We start from the raw sequence: 22,908 nt of genomic DNA, 5'->3' as shown, positions 1-22,908 counted from the left end.
CCAATATTAATAATATGTTTAATCTTTATGTTAGAAGGGTGTTCAGCACCTGAAGATATTCCTGTATTGAATTCACCGGATAATAAGGTACAAATTATACTTAGTGAAAATGATGGAGTAATACAATATTCAGTTTTTTGGAATGAAAAAGAAATAATTCAGAACTCCAGTATTTCGATATTACCTGATGCTAAAATAGTCAATGCAACCGTTACATCAGTTGATCAGTCATGGAGGCCTGTCTGGGGTCAATTCAGTGAAATTAATGATCAGTACAATGAAATAAATTTAACTGTAGATTTTGATGGGGTCAAGGGAAATCTTTTGTGTAGAGCATACGATGATGGAATTGCCTTTAGGTTTGTTATTCCCGAAAATCCTAATCTAAGTAAGGTTGTTCTTAAATGTGATTATAATTTATCCAATCAAAATAAGGTATATTATTCTGCTGGTGAGGATGAGCCAATAGGACCCATATCAATTGAAGATATAACAACTCAAATAAAACTTCCCGTGATCGTGGAAACCCGGGAAGACAAATACATGGCCATTTTAGAATCCGATCTTTATTCCGCAATGGGGTTTGATTTAGTGAACATAAAAACAAACAATGAAACAGGTGTATTATACTCTGAAAATGTCGCATCAAATATTAATGATGATATTATAACGCCTTGGAAAGTTGTCTTACTAGGTGAAACGGCCGGTGATTTAGTCGTGAATACAGTGTCTGTTAACTTGGCTGCACCCTGCAAACTTGACAATCCATCATGGGTAAAACCGGGTAAAGCCCTTTGGGATTGGCGGGTTCATGGATATACAGCGAAAGACGGTTTTATTTACGGTATAAATACAGACAGCTATTTGCGTTTTATTGATTTTGCATCTAAAAATAAGATAGAATATCTTTTAATAGATGATGCTTGGTATTCCGATGTGGACAAGGGGAAAATTGAGCATTCGGATAAGATAGATCTTGACAAAGTGAATCAATATGCAAAGGAAAGTGGGGTGGATTTAATCTTGTACTATGACAGAAGAAAAGGTGATTTTGGTGATAATGATCTATTTAAACACTATAAGGATTTGGGTATGAAGGGAATAAAGTATGGCTTTATGGGAGAAAATGTCTCTTTTACAAGGGAAGCTATACGATTAAGTGCCGAAAGTAAATTATTAATAGATTTTCATGACAGTCCGGTTCCCATGACAGGAGTCAGACGTACTTTTCCTAATGCCATTACCCGTGAATATTGTCATGCACAGCAAGATTCTCGTCGGGTATTTACTCCGGAAGCTTTTATAAAAATGGCTTTGATCAATGCTGTTCAAGGGCCAATAGATATGAACAATGGTAATTTTGATATTTCAGGAATTAATTCCGGTCAAAGGCAAAAGGCACCAAAGATATTAGGATCATACCTAACTACGGTGGTGGCAGAAGCGGCCCGAACATTAATAGTTTTTAGTGGTTTAATGTGCCTTCCTGATGCACCTGAAGCTTATGATGCAAAGAGTGATTTGTTTGAATTTATCCGTAAACAACCTGTTGGAAAGTGGGATGAAACCAGAGTTTTACATAGTAAAATAGGCAATTATATCTCCACCGCAAGAAGGTATGGCGATGAATGGTTTATTGGTAGCGTGATTGATCAAAACGGTGGTCAATTGGATATTGTTTTTGATTTTTTGGAAGAAGGTGTGATCTACGAAATAACCTATTACGAAGATGCTCCCGATACACATTGCAGAAATAATCCTGAGGCATATCAAGTGCGTCATGGGCTGGTCTCAAAAGGCGATGTAATAAAAGCAAAAATGGCTTCAGGAGGAGGACATTGTATGTGGGTAAAACCTTCATGAATGGATAGATAATGAAGCACAGTTTCAAAACAATATATTTCTTATTGGTTCTCATATTTCTCCATGAGCATTCACTTTTAGCTCAAAAAAATGATAAGCCCAATTTTATTTTTATTCTAACAGATGATCAGTCTTACGGAATGCTGGGATGTGAGGGAAATCAAATTGTCAAAACCCCAAATATTGATCAGTTAGCGAAAGAAGGTGTTCAGTTTACTAATGCTCATATTACCAGTGCTATATGCACTCCTAGTCGGGTATCTATTTTATTGAGTCAATACGAACGAAAACATGGTGTGAATTTTAATTCAGGCACAAGCCTGTCTGAAAAGGCATGGAATTATTCATACCCGGTATTGATGAAAAAGGCTGGGTACTACACTGGATGGATTGGAAAAAATCATGCTCCTGTAGGCAATGGAGGCTATAGAAGTGGTTTGATGGAAAGTAGTTTTGATTATTGGTATGCAGCACATAGACATCTCAGTTTTTATCCCAAAGAGAGACATGATATTTTTTCTCATGCAATAAAGGATACACAGGTAGAAGTTATAGAAGAGGGCGTAATGGATTTTGTAGATAATGAAAACAAGCTGAAAGGAGCAGTCTTTTTTTTAAAAAACAGACCGAAAGATCAGCCTTTCATCCTTTCGGTTTGTTTCAATTTACCGCATGATGCAGGTGCTGGTAGTATGGAACTGAGGGAGTCAGACGATGATATCTACAAGACGATGTATAGAGACGTTGAGATTCCATTGCCAGAAAATTACATTTCAAAAAAAGAAATAAAGAACCCCAAACTGCCAACAGATTTGCTATTGACAGAAAACAGGCAAAATGGTTATGATTACGTAGATACTCCTGAGGGAGTCAGGGAAAGATATATTCGCCAATTGCAAGCTATGACAGGTATAGACCGTATGGTAGGTAATTTGAGAAAGCAACTCAAGAAACTACATTTGGAAGAAAATACTGTTTTGATTTTTACATCTGATCATGGTTTGTTTATGGGGCAGTTTGGATTGGGAGGAAAAGCCCTTTGCTATGAAATTACAACGCATGTCCCTTTAATTGTATATGATCCTAAAAATCATTTGAATAATGAAGGAAAGGTCTCAGACGAACTGGTACAAAGTATTGACTTGGCTCCAACCATGTTTGATATGGCCAATATTTCTATTCCTCAATCATTTCAGGGGAAAAGTTTATACCCTTTAATTAAAGGGAAAGACCAAAAAGTAAGAGAATTTCTTTTCACTGAGAATTTATGGTCCAATCAGTTTGGGAATCCAAGGTGTGAAGCTGTTCAAAATAAAGAATGGAAATACATTCGGTATTACAGAAACAATAATTTGTCTCTGTATAAGAAGACAGAAGTTGCCAATTTGCTGGGAATAAGTGTAAAAAAGATTCAATCGACTGTTCATGATTATGATATTGTTGTTTACAGGGATTATATAGAAGCATCCTTGCAAGGAGAGGAACCTGTCTATGAAGAGTTGTATAACTTAAAAAACGACCCGAGCGAATCAAACAATTTGATTAAAGATGAGCAATATTCCATTCAATTAAGAGAAATGAGGCAAGCCTGGAAAGAAGAAATAATGTTCGCCAGAGGTATGGGGACACCCGAAGTGTTAAGATATACTACTGAGAGTAATAATGAATTTGAAGTTAAAAAGTAAGCAGATGTTAATTGTAAGAAAAGTCAATGAAATGGCTGTTTTTATTAGTTTGATGCTGATTTTATTATCATGCAATCACAAAAAAGAATGGCATGCCGGGATTCAATTTACGCTACAACAAGAACAACTAGCCGAGTACGAAACCAACATAGATCATGCTGGCATAATTGGACAGCTTGATGAAACATCATTTCAAAAAGGAGCCAAAACTTATCAAACAGTTTGTCATAATTGCCATGGGAACATAAACGATGAAGGTTCCTTACCAACTGCTCATAGGTTTTGGAATCAAAAATTTAAAGTAGGAAACGATCCATTTTCTATGTATCAAACTATGACCCGGGGATTTAATGCAATGCCACCGCAAGTTCAACTCTCTCCGATGCAAAAATATGAAGTTATTCATTACATCCGCGAGCAATTTGTTAAAGCAAACAATCCACAAGAATACTCAATTGTAGATAGTAAATACTTAGCAAGTCTGCCAACTGGTACATCTTTAGGACCAAAACCAAAAATAATTCAACCTTGGGTAGATATGGATTATGGTGATTTTTTAATTAACACCTATGAGTTAGTTGATGAGGGAACTCCTAAAAGGGTGATGTCATCTGGTAGAAAGGCACCATTGAAAGATGAAGATTTTAGTAATGCTAATTTTGCATATAAGGGAATAGCAATACGATTGGATAAAGGTGAGGGGGGGGTAGCAAAAGGAAGTTTTTGGACTGTCTTTGATCATGACCTGTTAAGAGTGGCAGGAGGGTGGTCTGGAGAAGGCTTTATAGATTGGAATGGCATACTGTTAAATGGAAAACACAATATTTCTCCCAGAACCGTAGGTCAATTACAGTTTAGCAATTCTACTACACCCGGATGGGCAAACCCCGAGACGGGTTCGTTTGAAGATGTGAGATTTTTGGCCAGAGATGGTAGGAGGTTCGGTCCACTGCCTCGAAACTGGGCTAAGTACAAAGGGCTATATCATCATGAAGAGCACATAATCGTATCTTATTCTGTAGGGAATTCAAGCGCCCTTGAAGAATTCGGGGTAGAACTATTGAACAACAATCCGGTTTACACACGTACATTGAACATCGGCAATGTAGAACAACCCTTAAAAATGAGAGTAGCCCCAATTGATGTTGCTGTGGAACTGGCAGGAGAGCATGGCGAATTGCAAAAGGAGGAGGGGTATCATGTTCTCGTCTTGTCTCGGGGGAAAAATGTTACATTAAAATTATTTGTTTCCAAATATTCTGCGGGTCTTAAGGAACTGGCACAAAATTCATCATTGCCTGAATCTCTGAATAAATACACTCTGGGAGGAAGACCTCATTATTCGGAAGAATTAACGACAGAAATTACGCAGTTAAATACCGAGGAAGCCTTTGTTGTAGATGTACTTGCTCCACCTTATTATAATAAATGGCAAAGTAGGTTGAGGATTAGTGGAATAGACTTTTTTGAGGATGACAACAAAGCAGTAGTATGTTGTACTGAAGGCGATGTTTGGATAATCGAGGGACTTAAAGATGTCAATGGAAAATTGAAATGGAAAAGAATTGCCTCCGGACTGTTTCAGCCATTGGGGATAAAAGTAATCAAAGAAGAAATATATGTCACATGTAGAGATCAAATAGCTGTTTTGAGAGATTTGAATGGAGATGGAGAAACAGATTTTTATGAAAATTTCAATAGCGATCATCAGGTTACTGACCATTTTCATGAATTTGCTATGGGCTTGCAAACTGATGCTGAAGGCAATTTGTATTATGCAAAAAGTGGTAGGCATGCAAGAGAAGCACTGGTACCCCAGCATGGTACCTTATTAAAAGTAAATAAAGATGGTTTAAGAACAGAAATAATAGCCAATGGATTTCGTGCAGCTAATGGAGTATGTATTAATCCAGACGGCAGTTTTTTGGTAACGGATCAAGAAGGGCATTGGAATCCTATGAATAGGATAAATTGGGTAAATCAGAATGGGTTCTATGGAAATATGTTTGGTTACAACCCTCCGGTAGATAGTTCTGATGAAGCGATGTTGCCTCCTATGTCCTGGGTGGACAAGCAGTTAGATCGTTCTCCTTCAGAATTACTTTGGGTGGATAGTGATAAATGGGGGGCATTCAATGGAAGTTTGCTCAGTTTGTCTTATGGTTTTGGTAAAGTATTTCTTGTCCCTCACGAAAAGGTAAATGGACAAATGCAAGGATCTTTGTTTGAATTGCCTATACCAAATTTCCAAACCGGGGTAATGAGAGGTAGATTTCATCCTACTGACGGACAACTATATGCTTGTGGAATGTCAGCCTGGGGAACCAAACAAAGAGCCCAGCCAGGAGCATTATACAGGGTAAAATATACAGGTGAGCCTGTTATAGCACCTGTCAAAGTACATGCAATCAAATCCGGTTTAAAATTGGTCTTTGCCACTCAATTGGATAAAAGTTCAGCGGAGAATGTGTCAAATTATCAAATAAGTACATGGTCATTGAAGCGAACAAGCAACTACGGATCCGACCATTATGATGAAAAACAAGTACAGGTTTTGAGAGCTGATTTGGCTAATGATGGAATCACCTTGAATTTGAATCTTGTCGATATGAAACCAGTCTGGCAAATGGAAATATTATTTACGCTAAAGAATATAGAAGGAAATAAAACCGAAGGTACGATACATTCCACCATTCACAATTTAGGAGACTAATACACTTGTTGATTGAAATTCATTTTTTTAGGAAAAAATAAGAATCAGGTAAACAATATTCTGAATATCGCATGAGTATGATCAATTGTAAATGCATGAAATATGCACTTTTATTACTTTTTTCATTAGCAGTAGAGAACACTTTAGCTCAAACCGCAGGAAATGGTTTTAGCCTAACGGACAGAATGGTGCCTGTTACTGATGACAATATTTTTAAGTCTAAGGGATATCATAATTGGGGTACATCTGTTATAAAAGGGGAAGATGGAAAATACCACCTTTTCTATGCCAGGTGGAAAGAAAAATATGATTACCCCGGATGGCTGACACGTTCGGAAATAGCCCATGCTACATCTGATAAACCCTTTGGCCCCTGGAAGTTTAAAGAAGTAGTTCTCACTGGAAGAGGAGGTAACAATTGGGATGCTATCACAGCGCACAATCCTAAAATAAAGTACTTTGAAGGGAAGTATTATTTGTACTATATAGCTACAAATATGGGTGACAATTCTTTTACAAATAAAGAATTAGGAATTATAGGTAGAACTGGCCGCACTCACCCTGATTGGGAAGGGTTGCGATCCAATCAACGAACAGGTGTAGCAGTATCCAATTCTCTCAATGGACCCTGGAAACGAATGGATCAACCTTTAATAGAACCATCAGGACCAATTACTACATTGACTGTCAACCCGGCAATTATCCAGGGAAAGGATGGTAAATATTTTCTAATTGTAAAGGGAGACAAACCAAATGAAACAGGGCCAAAAAGAGTAAGAGATCAGGCAATAGCTATTTCGGATTCTCCAATTGGGCCTTTTAAAATGCAGAAAAAGCCGGTTATAGATTATGTAGATACTGAAGATATATCAATGTGGTATGACAATAATAGAGATCTGTTTTATGCTATTTTTCATGCACAGGGATTTATAGGATTGGTTAGTTCTACAGATGGTCTTCATTGGGACAAAGCGGAACATTATGTCCTAATGGAAAAGAGAATAAATAAAGGTGACGGATCAATATTGATTCCGGATAGATTAGAACGTCCTTTTGTCTTTTTAGAAAATGGTATCCCTACAGTTTTAAGTTTTGCTGCAACCAAAGATAAGGGATCCTTCTGTGTTTTTGTTCCATTAAGGCCGCAAGATTGATACATAACATTCTATAAAAAAATAATTCTAACTAAGTAAAAAAATGAAACAACTCTTTTTAATATTTATTTTGTTGGTAGCAGAAGTAGCATTTGCTCAGCCAAAACAAGATGACGTTAACCTTCCTGAAAATGCAATGCCTGTGGGGAAAGACAACATACTCAAGTCAAAAAAGTATTTCAATTGGGGGACATCTATTGTTAAAACTGACGATGGAAAATACCATCTTTTTTATGCACGATGGAAAAAGAAGTATCAACACATGGGTTGGTTAACCCATTGTGAAGTAGCACATGCCATATCTGACAGTCCGGCAGGTTCATGGAAATATAAGAATACAGCCCTTTCAGGGAGAAGAGGTGACCATTGGGATGCCATTACTGCTCATAATCCTAAAATAAAATATTTCGAAGGAAAGTATTATTTGTACTATATAAGTACCAATATGGGGGATAAGGCCATTTCAGAAGAAGAACTGTTTCAAACTGCACAAATTGGAGGAAAAAGTCCTAATTGGGGAATATTAAGAGTCAATCAGCGTACGGGTGTTGCTGTTTCAAATTCCATAAATGGTCCTTGGAAGCGTATGGATCAACCTTTGATTGAACCTTCAGGGTCTATTGCCAACGTGACTGTAAACCCCGCTATTGCCAGAGGGAAAGATGAGAAATATTATTTAATTGTGAAAGGGGATAAACCAAATCAGAATGACTTTATCCGTGATCAGGCAATTGCTATATCGGATACTCCCGTGGGGCCATTTGAAATGCAGCAAAAGCCGGTAATTGATTATGTAGATACTGAAGATGTATCCATGTGGTATGACTATAAACGGGAACGTTTTTATGCTATATTTCATGCGGTAGGCTTTATAGGATTGGTGACTTCTACAAATGGAATAGATTGGCAAAAAGCAAAGCATTATAAGCAAATGGATAAAGTAGTAAAAATGAAAGATGGTTCTATATTTCAACCTGACAGATTAGAACGCCCATTTGTTTTTATTGAAAATGGGATACCAACTGTTTTGAGCTTTGCTGTGAGAAAAAATAATGAATCTTATAGCCTGTTCATTCCATTAAAAAACGAAATTCTTCAGGAGTAGAATATGAAGGTTTAAAATGATTGTACCTAATTTGCCCGAAAGCCATTATTTTAGCCAATCAATAATTTTCACCACAAAAAATTGATATGACATATATAGCTTCAGAAGAAAGATACGATACTATGAATTACCGCCGATGTGGTAATAGTGGATTGAAATTACCGGAATTGTCATTGGGTTTATGGCACAACTTTGGGCATGTTGATGACCTGGAAAATGCTAAAAAGATGATTACCTATTCTTTTGATAACGGGATCACTCATTTTGATTTGGCAAATAATTATGGCCCACCTCCGGGATCTGCTGAAGAAAATTTTGGTAAAATAATGCAAAGCGATATGAAAGTATATCGTGATGAAATGATCATTTCTTCGAAAGCGGGTTACCTGATGTGGCCTGGTCCTTATGGAGAGTGGGGCAGCAGAAAATATCTTCTGGCGAGTTTGGATCAGTCTCTCAAACGTATGCAGTTGGATTATGTGGATATATTTTATTCCCACAGACCCGATCCGGATACACCGTTAGAAGAAACTGTATTGGCATTGGATATTGCTGTGAAACAAGGTAAAGCCCTTTATGTGGGGATCTCTAATTATACAGCAGCACAAACATTGGCAGCAATTGAAATTTTTGACGAACTGAAAACACCATTTATTATTCATCAACCTAAATATTCAATGTTTGAACGATGGGTAGAAGGAGGATTGTTGGATGTGTTGTCTGCACATGGAAAAGGATGTATTCCGTTTTCTCCGCTAGCGCAGGGCTTGTTGACCGAAAAATATTTGAAGGGTATCCCGGAAGGTTCCAGGGCTAGTAAGGATCACGGTTTTTTACAAAAAGATGAGGTAAGTGAAGAGAAGATTAACAAAGTATTAAAGCTTCAGGAGGTAGCAAAAGATAGGGGACAATCAATTACCCAACTGGCAATAGCCTGGTTGCTTCGAACCGATACAGTTACTTCCGTACTTATTGGAGCGAGTAGTGTAGAACAGATAAAAGAGAATCTGGGAAGCCTGGCTAATACTACATTTTCTGATGATGAATTGGAAAGAATCGAATTGATTCTTAAGTAATTTTTTAGGGGAGTTGGAGCTATTGTATCAATCAGGAAGAATTTGTTGGTAGTGTTAATGACTGACAATGACGAAAACTATCACTAAGAGTAGAGAAAGGCATCATGAGATCACATATCAGGTATTTGTTCAATCTTTTGCTGATTCAAATGGTGATGGAATTGGAGATATATCGGGGTTGACAGCCAAATTGGATTACCTGGTCGATCTCGGCATTGAGGCAATTTGGCTCATGCCTGTTCACAAGTCACCTTCTTATCACAAATATGATGTAGTTGATTATAAATCAGTTCATCCTGATTACGGAACACTGGAGGATTTTCAAGCCTTTTTACAAAAAGCACATGTACTGGGAATTAAAGTAATCATTGATTTTATCATAAACCATACATCGACTCAGCATCCCTGGTTTATAGAATCTTCGAAGGGCACAGATAATCCATACCGCAATTATTATATCTGGAGGAAGAAGAGTGATATTGAGGATGAGATTTACAAAAAGAAAATTTCTAAGGATTCTGATAACCTGACTCAGTGGCACACATCAACAGGCAATGATGAAATGTACTATGGTTTTTTCTGGGGAGGAATGCCGGACTTGAATCATGATAATCATAAGGTTTTCGATGAAATAGTAGAGATTGGGAGGTTTTGGTTGGAAAACATTGGAGTTGATGGCTTTAGGTTAGACGCAGCGAAACACATTTTTGGAGACGGCAGAGAAAAGGACAATCATAAGTTCTGGGAAAAATTCCGCAGCGTTATGCAATCGATCAAACCGGATGTGTACATAGTAGGCGAAGTGTGGGACGATGTAAAAGCAGTTGTTCCTTACGCAAAAGGTATTCCATCTCTTTTTAATTTCGACTTATCTGTTAGTATTTTTGACACGCTTATGAAGGGTGACACTTTAGTTGATTCTAAAACTTCTTTATTTATAAAAACATTAATCGCTAACCAGTCACTTTTCACAAAAGTGAATTCAACATACGTTGATGCTATTTTTTTGAGTAATCACGATCAAAAACGTACAGCGTCTGTTTTAAAAAACAGAAAGAATAAAATAAAACAAGCTGTAATTATGCTCTTTACTTTACCGGGAAGACCCTACATCTATTATGGTGAGGAACTAGGGATGTTGGGAGATAAACCAGATGAATATATTAGAGAACCTTTTTCATGGGGAAATGATAGCAAGTTTCAGACAAGCTGGATGACTCCTAAATACAATAAGAATGCGAAGAGAGTATCGGTAGAAAACCAACTATCCAATCCATACTCTATTTTGAATTTTTATAAAAATCTTATCAAACTAAGGAAACAAACCCCAGTGCTCTATTTTGGAGATTTGAAAGAAGTGAAATCGGGAAACAACAGTGTTTTGGGTTACATACGGTCTTGGGAAGGACAATCGGTTTTAATCCTCCACAATGTGGGCAATCTTACTGAAGAATTTAGCTTGACTAAGCCTTATGCAAATTACTCAAGGATTTTGTTCTCCTTTAGGTCTGCATTGGACAAAACCGGTTATGTTACATTATCAGCAAATGGAACTATTTTGTTGATGGATTAATCCTTATCTTCTGAAGACACCAGTCAAACAGATTGAATAAAATGACAATGTAATGTTCAGATTTTTCAGAGCTGATACATCGGTTTTTGCTCTGATTAGTTCATTTAATCTGGTTTCGATTAGATTTGTAGCAGACCACTATTATACAGATTGTTAGAATGACCAAGAATACCTGTCTGGTTCTGTTTTTCGTTTTTTTCTCATTGATTGGCCATGCGCAGCTTAGCTATGAACACCTTAGTAATGAGCTGGTGAAATACCGTTTTAATGGTGATGAAAAGTCAAAAGAAACAATTTTTAAAAATTTTATAAATCGTTCTAATACAGCCATTCTATTTGATTTCAGTGGAAACAAAGACCAGGAGTACTTGTTTGAACAAGAGTTTAATTTGCTTTTTGCCAGGCTCAATCAATTTTTGAATGAACATCCTGATGAGGTGAAAACCGTTCTTTTCAAATCCGTATCTGAAGTGTGGGTTGATCGTATTTTCACTCAGGCTCAATTAACAAGTAAAAAGCATACGCAATCTGCTTCTATGGAATGGGAGTCACCCGAAGTACTTTCCAGAAAAGGAAAGCAATTGATTGTATTTTTCTTGGATGGCAGCAATACTCAAAATATAATTCATGGAAATTATGTCCATGATTTGGGGTCTTTCCAGTTATCAGGAGAAGTGGTGTTGCCAGGACAGCTTTTGTTTCTATCTGTGGAATTACCGAAAGATACGGAAATAAGCCAATTTCAATTGACTCCCAATTTTGTGGACGCATTTATTGAAGTCTGGAAAGCAACAGGTCAAATTCCTAATTTCATTTTGTTGGATGGAGTAACATTCCCACAGAGGATTTATGAAATTATCAATTCCACAGAACGCTTGTACGGCAGTGTAAGTTTTGAAAATGCAGGACAGGACGTGATCAACTGGAAGGGAGATTTCCCTGTTACTACTGGAAATACTTTTTGTTTTCCGGCTTATAGTGGAGAAACATTTTCATTGACTCCTCAAAGCCCCGGGTATTCATTTTCACCTGAGCAATTGGTTTTTAATGGTCAAACCAATGAGTTGATCAAAATAAAATCCATCAAGAAAAATCTATCGGATGGGGTCACAGCTTTCTTTCCACTTGATGAAGGTATCAATGATATTTCATCCAACCACCTTGTTGGTGAGAGCAGTGGAATTGTGTTTACTGATGATTTTAATCGATCCAAAGTAGCTTCTCTGGAAGGAAAATATTTTGCCCGCTTGCCAGATTTGAAGGATTTAGGAATAGTGAATGAGAGTTTTACCATTTCTACCTGGATTAAACTGGATAGTATAGATATGAGAGATCAGATTATTCTTTCATCTATTAAGAACAAATACTCCGAGGGATTGCATGTTTTGGTCAGGAAAAAAAAACCATATTTTGCCTTTTATCACAACGACTTGGAAGGAAAGACAGTATTGGAGGCCGATAAGTGGTACAACATTGTGTGGCGGTATAGAAAAGAGCTTCAGCAACAAGCCATTTTTATCAATGGAAAATTGGACACGCTTTCCGGTGGTAGAGCCCCATTTAGAGGAGTTGGCAATTTGATTTTGGGACACAGGGAAACTTCATTAGGTGTGGAAACCTTTTTTGACGGCAAAATAGATGATGTCATTTTTTGGAACAGGGCTTTGGGAGAGAGTGAAATTCTGAATGTTTATCAGGGTTCGTTTGAGATGGAGACTGCCTTTCCCTGGTACATTGTTTGGATACCACTCACACTAGTTTTTCTCGTCACGGTTTTAGTGGGGTTTAAATCTAAATTCTTTGCTAAGAAAACCACCACTTCGGATTTGGTGATTACAAAAAGTCCGACGATTTTGAACCAGACTGAATGCAATGCAATCTATATGTTTGGAGGATTGAAAGTTTTGGGTAGAGATGGTACTAATATCACTAATGAAATCACTCCAAGGCTCAAAGAGCTGTTTATATTATTGTACCTGGCGACTTTGAAAAGTAAAAAAGGAATTTCATCGGAGGATTTATCAATCAATATTTGGCCTGATTTATCCAGGGATAAAGCCATCAACAATCGGGGCGTGTCAACTACCAAGCTGAGACAGGTTTTATCCAAACTGGATGGTGTCGAATTGAAGTACAATAACCAATTTTGGACACTTGTAGTAGCGGATGATGTCTATTCGGACTATAAAGAATTTTTGGACTTGGTGAATGGGTTTTCCAGTGAAGAGGAAAATCTGAATAAGCTTAGTAAGATTATTCGTTATGGTGATTTTCTGCCGAACCTCTCCAAAGAGTGGCTCGATCCCTATAAATTTGAAGTGTCGAATAAAATTATTGACATATATACTCCTGAGTTAAATCGGTTGTGGAATGAAAAGGAATTTGACCTGCTTATTGACTACTGCGACAATATCCTGACTTTTGATGTAGTGCATGAAATTGCTATTAAATACAAAGTGGCAGCACTTAAAAATCAAAAAAAGCACGAACAAGCCCTCAAGGTATATCAGGGTTTTGTCAAGCTTTACCACCAATTTTATAGTGAAGAATTCACCGTTTCTTTCAATGATTTTCATCCCTAATGGAAAATAAATACTCTTTTCTTAGAAATTAGCTCTGAATTAACTCTGAATTAGCTCAATATTTTGGGGTGAAATGCCATCTTTGGTTAAAAGCTTAGGCTTCTGGCAATAGGTAGGTCAAACGCATTTTAAATGCTACATCTCCTTACAGCACTAGTTGCAATAGCCGTCATTTTGAGCTCTTTTGTCATTTCGACGAAGGAGAAATCTTTCTTGTCGGCCTGTAATAAGTAAGAAATATCTCTTGAACAACTTGCCTAATGGATAGCTGGAATTTTTAAATGCGTTTGACTTGCTTTGCTATAAAACTTATATCACTATACTAAAATGCTAAAAAATAAAATAAGCTTACTGATTGTAATATGCCTGGCAGTGTCCAGTGCCAATTGTCAGGATATTAGATTAAGCAGTGTAGTCGTTTATGCGGGAGAATTTGCAAGAGACAATACTGTAGTAGGTGTATCACTGGAAGGTCTTGAATTTGATCAGGCCAATAAAGAACTGAGAGTTTACGAAGTAAAAGGGAAGAGCAAAGAACTGGTCAAATCTCATATTGAGCAGGGGTACTATGCCAGATTGTGGTGGGTACTTTCAGGTAGCACAAAAAGGCAGGCAAAACGTAATTTTGAAATTGTGCTGACTGCTTTGGATACTATGGCTCAAAGAAGCAAAATACCTGAAGTGCAATTGGAAAAAGGTAAAGACAACCTGAAAGTAACCATAAAAGGTACGAATGTATTGCAATATCAAATTTCGCCTATCCCTGCACCGGAAGGTACTACTGATTTGTACCAACGGGGTGGTTTTATCCATCCGCTCTGGTCGCCAAAAGGAGAGGTGCTTACACGGGTGCAACCACCGGATCATTACCATCATGTGGGGATCTGGAATCCCTGGACTCATACTGAATTTGAAGATAGAAAAATCGACTTTTGGAACCTGAACAAAGCCGAAGGAACAGTGCGCTCTAAAAAGGTAACACTGGTGGAAAGCAGTGATGTAATGGGGAGATTTAAAGCCATACATGAACATATTGACCTTACCGCTCCTGATCCTGATGGATCGAAAGTAGCCTTGAATGAGGAATGGGAGATAAGGGTTTGGAATGTTGATCCTGAATCGAAAATTTGGCTGATTGATTTTATGTCTTCTATAAATTGTGACAGTGAAAGTCCTCTGACGATTGAGAAATACAGGTACGAAGGATTCGGCTTTAGAGCCACTGAAAAATGGAATGACAATACAGCTACATTGCTTACTTCCGGGGGCAAAACCAAAGAAGATGGCAATGCAACAAGAGCACGTTGGTGCGATGTGAATGGAGTGTCTGATTTTGGCACTTCAGGCATTTTGTTTATGACTCATCCTTCCAATTTCAATTATCCGGAACAGCTTAGAATTTGGCCAGTTGGAGCCAACAAGGGCAAGGAAAATGTGTTTTTCAACTTTAACCCAACCCAGGATAGAGACTGGAAACTGATGCCTGGCAATAACTATGTATTGAAATACCGAATGCTGGTATATGACGGCAAAATATCAAAAGAACGGGCAGAACAGGTTTGGAATGATTTTGCCCATCCACCAAGAGTAGAATTAATATTTAACTAAATACAATCATGAACAAAAGGTTTAACATTATTACAGGGGTTTTACTACTGGCTTTTTTAGTAACTTCCTCATTTTCAGTTTCAGCGAAAAAGAAGAAGGTACTACTCTATACCAAAAATGGAGAAGGTTATGTGCATAAAAACATTCCAAGCAGTATTAAAGCTATCACGAAGATCTGTTTGGAAAATAAGATAGAAATTGATGTTTCTGAAGACCCGTCACTTTTCACAGAGGAAAACCTAAAGCAATACGATGCTTTGATTTTTTCAAATACCAATAATGGAATTTTTGATACGGATGAGCAAAAACTGGCTTTTCAAAGGTACATCCAGGCCGGAGGTTCATTTGTAGGCATACATTCCGCTACGGGATCAGAAAGGGAGTGGCCTTGGTTTTGGAAAATGATAGGGGGAAAGTTTAGGAGACATGCTCCAAATCAGGACTTTACTGTTAAGGTGCTAGACAAAAACCATCCTTCAACTGATTTTTTGCCAGAGATTTATCAAAGAGAAAAAGAAGAATGTTACTACCATTCCAACCTAAACCCTGACATTCATGTGTTGCTGGTTGCAGACATGACCTCAGTAGAAGACAGTAAGAAAGAGGAGTACCCATTTGATATATTCGGTAAAACGTTTCCATTGTGCTGGGATCATGAGTTTGATGGAGGAAGACAATGGTACACCTCTTTGGGACATCAAATTGAGCACTATGAAGATCCTACATTTCAAAAGCACTTATTGGGAGGCATAAAATGGGCAATAAATAAAAAAGGCAAATTGGACTACACCAATGCCACTACTAAACTTATCATTGATTAAATTCACTTTTACAAACTAGAACTATGAAGAACAATAATGAAACAAAAAAAGGAATGGGAAGACGCGAATACCTGAAAAAGGCAGCTTTGGGCTCAGCAGGTTTGATATTCGCACCTACTATAGTTCCATCTTCTGTTTTTGGTAAAAATGCACCAAGCAACAAAATCAACTTGGGACAAATAGGATGTGGCCGTATCGCCAGAGATCATGACATGGCTGAGACGTTGAAATACGACCAGGCCAGAATGATTGCTGTATGTGACCTGGACAGCAACAGAGTAGCCGATGCTAAGAAATTAGTAGATGGCTACTATGAAAAGAAAAATGGCAAGGGATATATGGATGCCAAAATTTATGATGATTACCGTGAGTTGTTGATAAATCCTGATATTGACGGAGTACTTATTTCAACTCCTGATCACTGGCATTCCCAGCCTGCTATAGAAGCAGCTTTGGCTGGAAAAGATATTTATGTTCAAAAACCAACTTCGCTTACAGTAGAAGAAGGAAGGTTGCTCAGCGACATTGTACACAAACAAGGAGTGATATTGCAAGTTGGTACGCAACAGCGTTCCATGCCACAATTTCGTATTGCTGCTGAGTTGGTGCGGAATGGAAGAATCGGAAAAATCCATACAGTAAAGGTCGGATTACCAGGTGATCCGTCCGGGCCAGAAGTGGAAGAAATGCCTGTACCGAAAAACCTGAACTACGACATGTGGTTGGGTTCTACTCCTGAAGTGCCTTACACCGAAACCGGAGTGCACCCTCAGAAAGGGTACAGCCGGCCAGGTTGGTTAAGAAAGGAACAGTTTGGTGCCGGAATGATTACAGGATGGGGACAGCACCATTTCGACTCTGCAGCGTGGGGGATGGATACAGAATATACAGGGCCAATATCTGTTGAAGCGGTGGCTCAGTTTCCTAAATCAGGGTTTTGGGACGTGCATGGTGATTTTATGGTGAAAGCTGAGTATGCCAATGGCATTACCATGTACACCAGTGGTGGCTACACCAACGGTATCAGATATGAAGGTGAAGACGGTTGGATCTTTGTTTCCAGAGGTAGCTATACTGCATCAGCAAGCGATCCTGTAGATAAAGAAAAAAGTGCAAAAGCACTTAATGCCAGTGATCCAAAGATTTTAACTTCTGAGATCAAAGACAATGAAATCAGGTTGTATAGAAGTGATGAACAGCATGGCAATTGGCTGGATTGTATTAAAACACGCAAGCAACCTATTTCTCCAGTAGAAATCGGGCACAGGGCATGTTCTGTGTGTTTAGTGAGTCATATAGCGATGAAACTGGATACGAAACTGGAATGGGATCCCAAGATAGAAAGATTCAAAAACAACGATGTGGCAAATTCAATGTTGAGCAGGCCACAGCGTTATCCTTATGGTACAAACTATATCAAACATTAATTATGAGATTAGACAAAACGATTGTTTTTTTGTTGGCAATGGCTGTGGTTGTCGCATGCCAGCCAACTAAAGAAAAGAATAATATGGATCAAAATAGCGCAGGTAAGTTCACAGGAGCGAAGGGTGAAGTCAGGCTGATGACCCTTGATCCCGGGCATTTTCATGCCGCTTTGGTGCAAAAGTTTATGTACGGGCAGGTAGATCCTGAAGTATATGTATTTGCACCTGCCGGGCCTGATTTGGAAGGACACCTTGCTCGTATTGACGGTTTCAATACCAGAGCTGACAACCCTACACAGTGGAAGGAAAATGTGTACAGAGGGGATGATTTCTTTGAGAAAATGGTAGCAGAACGTCCGGGAAATGTGATGGTGGTTGCGGGAAACAATGCACTGAAAACAGAATACATTAAAGATGCAGTGGCAGCCGGTATCAATGTGCTGGCTGACAAGCCAATGATCATAACACCAGAAAAGTTTGACTTGCTTAAAGAAGCTTTTGAACTGGCAGAAGCAAATGGTGTGTTGTTGTATGACATCATGACCGAGCGTTATGAGATTTCTACAATTTTGCAAAAGAGCTTGTCTCAGATGCCTTCAGTCTTTGGCCAGTTGGAAGTAGGGAGTGAAGATAATCCGGCAGTAACCAAGGAAAGTGTACATCATTTTTTCAAATATGTATCTGGAAAAGCGTTGATCAGGCCATCCTGGTTTTTTGATGTTTCCAAACAAGGCGAGGGGATAGTGGATGTTAACACACACTTGGTTGATCTGATCCAGTGGGAATGTTTTCCTGAGCAAATTATTGACTATGAAAAGGATGTGGAAATAGTGTCGGCAAAAAGATGGCCTACAAAACTTACTCCTTCTCAATTCAATAGAGTGACAGGGCTGGATGGTTATCCTGACGACCTGTTGAAAGATGTTCAAAATGACTCTGTATTACATGTATTTGCAAACGGAGAGATCAATTATAAGATCAAGGGCATTTATGCCAAAGCTTCTGTGATCTGGAACTACGAAGCACCAGAAGGAGCCAAGGATACACATTATTCCATTATGAGGGGAACAAAATCTAACTTGGTGATCAGGCAAGGGCAGGAGCAGGGCTACAAACCTATGTTATATGTGGAGCCAATTGCTGGAGTAGATGCAGCTGCCTTCGGGCAGGAACTTCAAAAGGGAATAGACAAAATCAATGCACAATACCCGGGAGTGGCGATTGAAAAGTCTGCCAATGGATGGATTGTTGCTATTCCTGAAAAATACAAAAAGGGACATGAAGCCCACTTTACTCAGGTGACAGAAAAGTATCTGGAATACCTTAAAGATGGAAAACTACCAGACTGGGAAGTACCCAATATGCTTGCCAAGTATTACACTACCACTCAGGCTTATTTGAAGTGTAAGTAAGGTTATAGTACAAAATAATTAGCTTAGAAAGCCGTCTCCATTTTTTGGGGACGGTTTTTTTGTGGTCAATTTATCTGTAACCGTAAATGCAATACAAATAAAAAACCAATTAAGAAATTACTGGAGTTCAGGTATTGAACCAATCGAAAACTGTTTTCAAATAATTACTCAAAAACTTATCAGAACTATCTGCAACATGTCCAAAATCAATCAATCTCCTAAAAGGACTCCCTGGTGACGGTAAGGCAAAACATTTTATTTTCCCTCCTTGGTGGACATCAATTTCTTGATAAAACGGCATTCTTACTAACTCTAAATTACCATTAAAATTGGGTGCTAGTTTTTTTTGAAAATTGTTAGATTCTTTCTGATTGATTGATAAATGTGGGTGAATGTTGAAGAATTTCCGACTGAGAAACATGTCGTTCATAACCCCTTTTGAAGTACAGAGGATTTTAAGAGTTTGTCCTTTTTTTGGGTATTTAAAAAAGGTAAAATTGTAGGTTCGATTTGTTAAATGTTTATCTAATGCTGATTTCCCTTTTCTACTACAAGAAATAATAACGTCTGTGATGCCTATTTCATTCCTTTTGAGACTCTTTTCAATTGAACTAATATCTTTTATCGGGATACTCTGATCAATATAGTTTTTGTACCAAATCCAGAATCTATTTGATGAACTGCCATAAAAGTAAGGGATGTCCCCATTTTCAGTTCTTTCAGTTTCTTTTTGATTGTTTTTTTCAGTATCCGAGCCAGTTAAAGTCCAAGTTGGAAAACTTCCAAGAATTATCTTTGATTCAATTAAAGTCAAATTTGAAAGATTCAATCTCGGGTGTTGTTCAATCTGGTTCATTAAATTCTGTTTGCTACTATCATTTGAGCCAAAAGTACTAATTTTATGCACAAAATTTGTTGCGGTAAAAAAAAGAATGAAGGATATATATACAGTGCATAATATTGATGCTCGGGAAATTGATACTGTAATTAAAGAACCACTTGTTGATGTTACTATTACTTCACCCCCTTATTTTGACTTAAAAGATTATGGTTCTAAAAATCAAATAGGATACGGACAAAAGTATGATGATTATTTAAATGATTTAGAGCTAGTTTTCAAAAAGGTCTATGATGCAACAAAAGAAACGGGAACATTATGGGTTATAATTGATGCCTTTAGAAGAGATGGAGAAGTTGTTCCTCTTCCCTTTGATTTTTCAAACAAAATAACTCAAGTAGGTTGGAAATTACAAGAAGTAATTATCTGGGGTAAAGATCGAACGGTCCCCTGGGCTCACAAAGGTCAAATGAGGAATTTGTTTGAGTATGTTTTAATGTTTTCAAAAACTAAAGAATACAATTTTTATGTTGATGAGGTACGTGATTTTCAATCTTTAAAAAAATGGTGGGTAAAATATCCTGAACGTTACAATCCAAAAGGAAAAACGCCAGATGCTATATGGCATTTTGATATTCCAACACAAGGATCATGGGGTGATGGTTATATTGATCATTTCTGTCCTTTGCCAGAGGAAATGATTGCGCAAATTTTAAAGTTGACGACTAGAGAGGGAGAGACTGTTTTGGATGTTTTTTCTGGGTCTGGAGCAGTCTTAGCAAAAGCTGACAATATGAAACGCAAGTATTTAGGCTTTGAGTTAAATACTGAGTATATAGAAATGTTCGAGAATTACTTGAAGGAAACAGGTAACAACAAGAAGAGAGAATATGAAATAGAAGAGAAGAACAAATACTTACAAGAAGACTTCAGGGATTTAATAATAAACCTGAGATGTCTAAAGTTTGCAAAAATCCTTTATCAAAAAATAGATACTGATTTAAAGCAGTCTGTTTCGAAAATTTTTGTCCAAAAAACGAATGGCCAACCAGAAAAATTAAACGCAATCGTAAAATGTAAGTATGCCATTCTTTTAATTCCAAATTCGGATCATGAATCGATACTTGAATCTATCGAATCCTGTATCCAAAAAGCCCCATTGTCAAAATTCGGAGTAGAACCTGAATTCTTTCTTACATCAGAAATAGAAGAATTTAAGCCGTTAATTTCGAAAAAAGATATTTATGTTTATACTAATAAAGTAACACATAAGTACAAGAGGTTTTTAGAAAATCGTGATTTATCACTTAAAATAAAGAATGAATTGATTTTGAGCGAAATCAAGGTTGAATTAGACGAGAAAGATTATGAGTGATCTCACTGATAACAAAATAGACCTTACACTGGATGTCGTTCAAAAGGGCAGAATCAAAGTCCATACTCAAATAATTAATGACTTAAGTTCAGGGATATATAGTTCTCCAGCCAGTTGCATTAAGGAGCTTGTAAATAATTCCTATGACGCAGATGCCAAAGTGGTGACTATCAGAGTAAAACCTGTTCATGATAGCATAACAATTATTGATGATGGAAAAGGGATGAATGCTGTCGATTTTGATAAGAAATTTGCATGGATTAGCCATTCAACAAAGCGAACCGATTCTAGCCTATCTGAAATGCTCAAAAGACCTTTGATAGGAAAAATTGGCATTGGTTTTATAGCAGTAAATGAAATCTGCCATGAGTTGGAGATAACATCTACAAAAAAAGGTGAGCCACTTAAGTTTACTGCGAATATAAATTTTAAAAAATATTTTGAAGATGCAGCTGTTCCGGATGAAGGTGAAGAAGAGGGGATTATAAAAGGCGAATATGAATTGGTTAATGATGCGGAAGATTCTGACGAACATTATACAATTATTCGTCTTTTAGGACTTAAGGAATCTGTTAAAAATATCCTTGATGACAAGCAGTATTTGTCGGAGTTACTTAAGAAAAAAAACAAAAATTACGATAAGAATTTTTTTACTAGCATGAAGGACTTGCTAGAGTTTCATACTAGTAATAAGCTAAAATCATTCAGCGAGGATAATGCCTATGTGCAATTTATTATTGACTTGGCATCATATATCCCTGTGGAATATATTGATGGAGGGCCAATTGAGAACGCAAATGATGAAATCATAGATGACATTGTTGCTCGACATAAACAACTTGATTTTAAAGTTGATTTGGACGGGATATATCTCAAAAAACCAATTTACTTTTCAAAAAATAAGGATGTAAATTCTCAGTACCTATCATTTAAAGAAAGCATCAAAGTTCCGAATGAAGATGGTGACGAGATAAAATTGACAGGATATTTCTATGTACAACATGGAATAATTTTTCCTAAGGAATATAATGGAGTTGCTATTAGAATTAAAAACGTTCCTATTTCTGATAATTACGGGTTTGATGATTCCTTCATGAAATTCCCCTACTATACTTATCAGCTCTTTAGGAGCTGGGTTTCAGGTGAATTATATATCGAAAAGGGTCTTGAAGATGCCATGAATATTGACAGGAAGTCATTCAGAGTAACTCACCAACATTATTTGGCACTTCAGAATTTTCTTCATCGACTATTGGATGATAAAGTGTTTAAAATGGCTCTTGCTCTTTATCAGGGGGCAAGAGATTTTAGAGAAGAAGAAAAGAAAAATGCAAAGAAGGAGGCTGGTAGAAAAATACTGAGCTCAGCTAAAGTTGAGTATACAAAAGCTTCACACCCTCCAAAACCAAAAAAAGGATCATCAAAAGAGAGCGATACTTCTGAAGAAGAAAAAGTATTTGCACCCATTCGAATTGTAGATTCATCAGCTAAGACTTCAACTGTAGAAGTTGATGAGTCAATAGTTAAAAAATTCAAGAAAAAGGATTGGGAATATCTAGAAAGCATTTTTTTGATTTTTGAAAGTGCGTTCAAGGAAGCGGATGGGGATGTCCAGAAGCTTAGAAAGCTCTTTTATCAAAAGGTAAACGACTGGAAAAACATTAAGAACTGACTCT

At 37.4% G+C, this 22,908-nt stretch carries 15 protein-coding genes; 14 read left to right on the top strand and 1 reads right to left on the bottom strand.

Going from position 1 to position 22,908, the window contains the following annotated elements:
• The first annotated feature begins 27 nt into the window (after positions 1-27).
• The 12 genes from AAOP42_RS16945 to AAOP42_RS16890 all read left to right on the top strand — a co-directional run bounded on the left by AAOP42_RS16945 (position 28) and on the right by AAOP42_RS16890 (position 19,019).
• Entirely contained in the window at positions 28-1,863 is a 1,836-nt protein-coding gene (locus AAOP42_RS16945) for a glycoside hydrolase family 97 protein (protein ID WP_349529742.1), read from the top strand.
• Between the two features lie 11 nt (positions 1,864-1,874).
• Positions 1,875-3,548 carry a sulfatase-like hydrolase/transferase gene (locus AAOP42_RS16940; RefSeq protein WP_349529741.1) on the top strand — a complete coding sequence of 558 codons (1,674 nt, stop codon included), beginning with the start codon at positions 1,875-1,877 and terminating at the stop codon, positions 3,546-3,548.
• A gap of 4 nt (positions 3,549-3,552) precedes the next feature.
• A complete protein-coding gene (locus AAOP42_RS16935; RefSeq protein ID WP_349529740.1) occupies positions 3,553-6,261 on the top strand; it encodes a DUF6797 domain-containing protein in 2,709 nt (902 codons plus the stop codon).
• Between the two features lie 95 nt (positions 6,262-6,356).
• A complete protein-coding gene (locus tag AAOP42_RS16930; RefSeq protein ID WP_349529739.1) occupies positions 6,357-7,415 on the top strand; it encodes a glycoside hydrolase family protein in 1,059 nt (352 codons plus the stop codon).
• 43 nt (positions 7,416-7,458) lie between these two features.
• Positions 7,459-8,520, top strand: a complete 1,062-nt coding sequence (locus AAOP42_RS16925; RefSeq protein WP_349529738.1) for a glycoside hydrolase family protein — start codon at positions 7,459-7,461, stop codon at positions 8,518-8,520.
• An 86-nt stretch (positions 8,521-8,606) separates the two neighbouring features.
• Positions 8,607-9,596 carry an L-glyceraldehyde 3-phosphate reductase gene (gene mgrA, locus AAOP42_RS16920; protein WP_349529737.1) on the top strand — a complete coding sequence of 330 codons (990 nt, stop codon included), beginning with the start codon at positions 8,607-8,609 and terminating at the stop codon, positions 9,594-9,596.
• Between the two features lie 67 nt (positions 9,597-9,663).
• Positions 9,664-11,169, top strand: coding sequence for an alpha-amylase family glycosyl hydrolase (locus tag AAOP42_RS16915; protein ID WP_349529736.1), 1,506 nt, complete (start codon positions 9,664-9,666; stop codon positions 11,167-11,169).
• A gap of 158 nt (positions 11,170-11,327) precedes the next feature.
• Complete coding sequence (locus tag AAOP42_RS16910) at positions 11,328-13,751, top strand: LamG domain-containing protein (protein ID WP_349529735.1); 2,424 nt, start codon at positions 11,328-11,330, stop codon at positions 13,749-13,751.
• Between the two features lie 327 nt (positions 13,752-14,078).
• Positions 14,079-15,359: a DUF6807 domain-containing protein gene (locus AAOP42_RS16905; RefSeq protein ID WP_349529734.1), complete on the top strand. Its 1,281-nt coding sequence runs from the start codon at positions 14,079-14,081 to the stop codon at positions 15,357-15,359.
• An 8-nt stretch (positions 15,360-15,367) separates the two neighbouring features.
• Positions 15,368-16,180, top strand: coding sequence for a ThuA domain-containing protein (locus tag AAOP42_RS16900; RefSeq protein ID WP_349529733.1), 813 nt, complete (start codon positions 15,368-15,370; stop codon positions 16,178-16,180).
• A gap of 53 nt (positions 16,181-16,233) precedes the next feature.
• Positions 16,234-17,607, top strand: a complete 1,374-nt coding sequence (locus tag AAOP42_RS16895) for a Gfo/Idh/MocA family protein (RefSeq protein WP_349529838.1) — start codon at positions 16,234-16,236, stop codon at positions 17,605-17,607.
• 2 nt (positions 17,608-17,609) lie between these two features.
• A complete protein-coding gene (locus AAOP42_RS16890; RefSeq protein ID WP_349529732.1) occupies positions 17,610-19,019 on the top strand; it encodes a putative oxidoreductase C-terminal domain-containing protein in 1,410 nt (469 codons plus the stop codon).
• 127 nt (positions 19,020-19,146) lie between these two features.
• Here AAOP42_RS16890 and AAOP42_RS16885 read toward each other — a convergent pair whose 3' ends face one another.
• Positions 19,147-19,926 carry a uracil-DNA glycosylase family protein gene (locus AAOP42_RS16885; RefSeq protein WP_349529731.1) on the bottom strand — a complete coding sequence of 260 codons (780 nt, stop codon included), beginning with the start codon at positions 19,924-19,926 and terminating at the stop codon, positions 19,147-19,149.
• Between the two features lie 25 nt (positions 19,927-19,951).
• Between AAOP42_RS16885 and AAOP42_RS16880 the strand changes: the two genes are divergently transcribed.
• Positions 19,952-21,232: a DNA-methyltransferase gene (locus tag AAOP42_RS16880; RefSeq protein WP_349529730.1), complete on the top strand. Its 1,281-nt coding sequence runs from the start codon at positions 19,952-19,954 to the stop codon at positions 21,230-21,232.
• A complete protein-coding gene (locus AAOP42_RS16875; protein WP_349529729.1) occupies positions 21,225-22,904 on the top strand; it encodes an ATP-binding protein in 1,680 nt (559 codons plus the stop codon). Before AAOP42_RS16880 ends, AAOP42_RS16875 begins: the two co-directional genes overlap by 8 nt.
• The last annotated feature ends 4 nt before the right edge of the window (positions 22,905-22,908 follow it).

Source organism: Reichenbachiella sp. MALMAid0571 (assembly GCF_040151475.1).
Classification (GTDB): domain Bacteria; phylum Bacteroidota; class Bacteroidia; order Cytophagales; family Cyclobacteriaceae; genus CAXBNB01.
Note: the sequence above shows the minus strand (reverse complement) of the source record. Positions and strands in the feature narration are given on the sequence as shown.

Coding starts and splice junctions, on each gene's coding strand:
- AAOP42_RS16940 (WP_349529741.1), top strand. CDS start 1,875: ATGAAGCACAGTTTCAAAACAATATATTTCTTATTGGTTCTCATATTT.
- AAOP42_RS16945 (WP_349529742.1), top strand. CDS start 28: ATGTTAGAAGGGTGTTCAGCACCTGAAGATATTCCTGTATTGAATTCA.
- AAOP42_RS16905 (WP_349529734.1), top strand. CDS start 14,079: ATGCTAAAAAATAAAATAAGCTTACTGATTGTAATATGCCTGGCAGTG.
- AAOP42_RS16880 (WP_349529730.1), top strand. CDS start 19,952: ATGAAGGATATATATACAGTGCATAATATTGATGCTCGGGAAATTGAT.
- AAOP42_RS16895 (WP_349529838.1), top strand. CDS start 16,234: ATGGGAAGACGCGAATACCTGAAAAAGGCAGCTTTGGGCTCAGCAGGT.
- AAOP42_RS16875 (WP_349529729.1), top strand. CDS start 21,225: ATGAGTGATCTCACTGATAACAAAATAGACCTTACACTGGATGTCGTT.
- mgrA (WP_349529737.1), top strand. CDS start 8,607: ATGACATATATAGCTTCAGAAGAAAGATACGATACTATGAATTACCGC.
- AAOP42_RS16890 (WP_349529732.1), top strand. CDS start 17,610: ATGAGATTAGACAAAACGATTGTTTTTTTGTTGGCAATGGCTGTGGTT.
- AAOP42_RS16935 (WP_349529740.1), top strand. CDS start 3,553: ATGTTAATTGTAAGAAAAGTCAATGAAATGGCTGTTTTTATTAGTTTG.
- AAOP42_RS16900 (WP_349529733.1), top strand. CDS start 15,368: ATGAACAAAAGGTTTAACATTATTACAGGGGTTTTACTACTGGCTTTT.
- AAOP42_RS16925 (WP_349529738.1), top strand. CDS start 7,459: ATGAAACAACTCTTTTTAATATTTATTTTGTTGGTAGCAGAAGTAGCA.
- AAOP42_RS16910 (WP_349529735.1), top strand. CDS start 11,328: ATGACCAAGAATACCTGTCTGGTTCTGTTTTTCGTTTTTTTCTCATTG.
- AAOP42_RS16930 (WP_349529739.1), top strand. CDS start 6,357: ATGAAATATGCACTTTTATTACTTTTTTCATTAGCAGTAGAGAACACT.
- AAOP42_RS16915 (WP_349529736.1), top strand. CDS start 9,664: ATGACGAAAACTATCACTAAGAGTAGAGAAAGGCATCATGAGATCACA.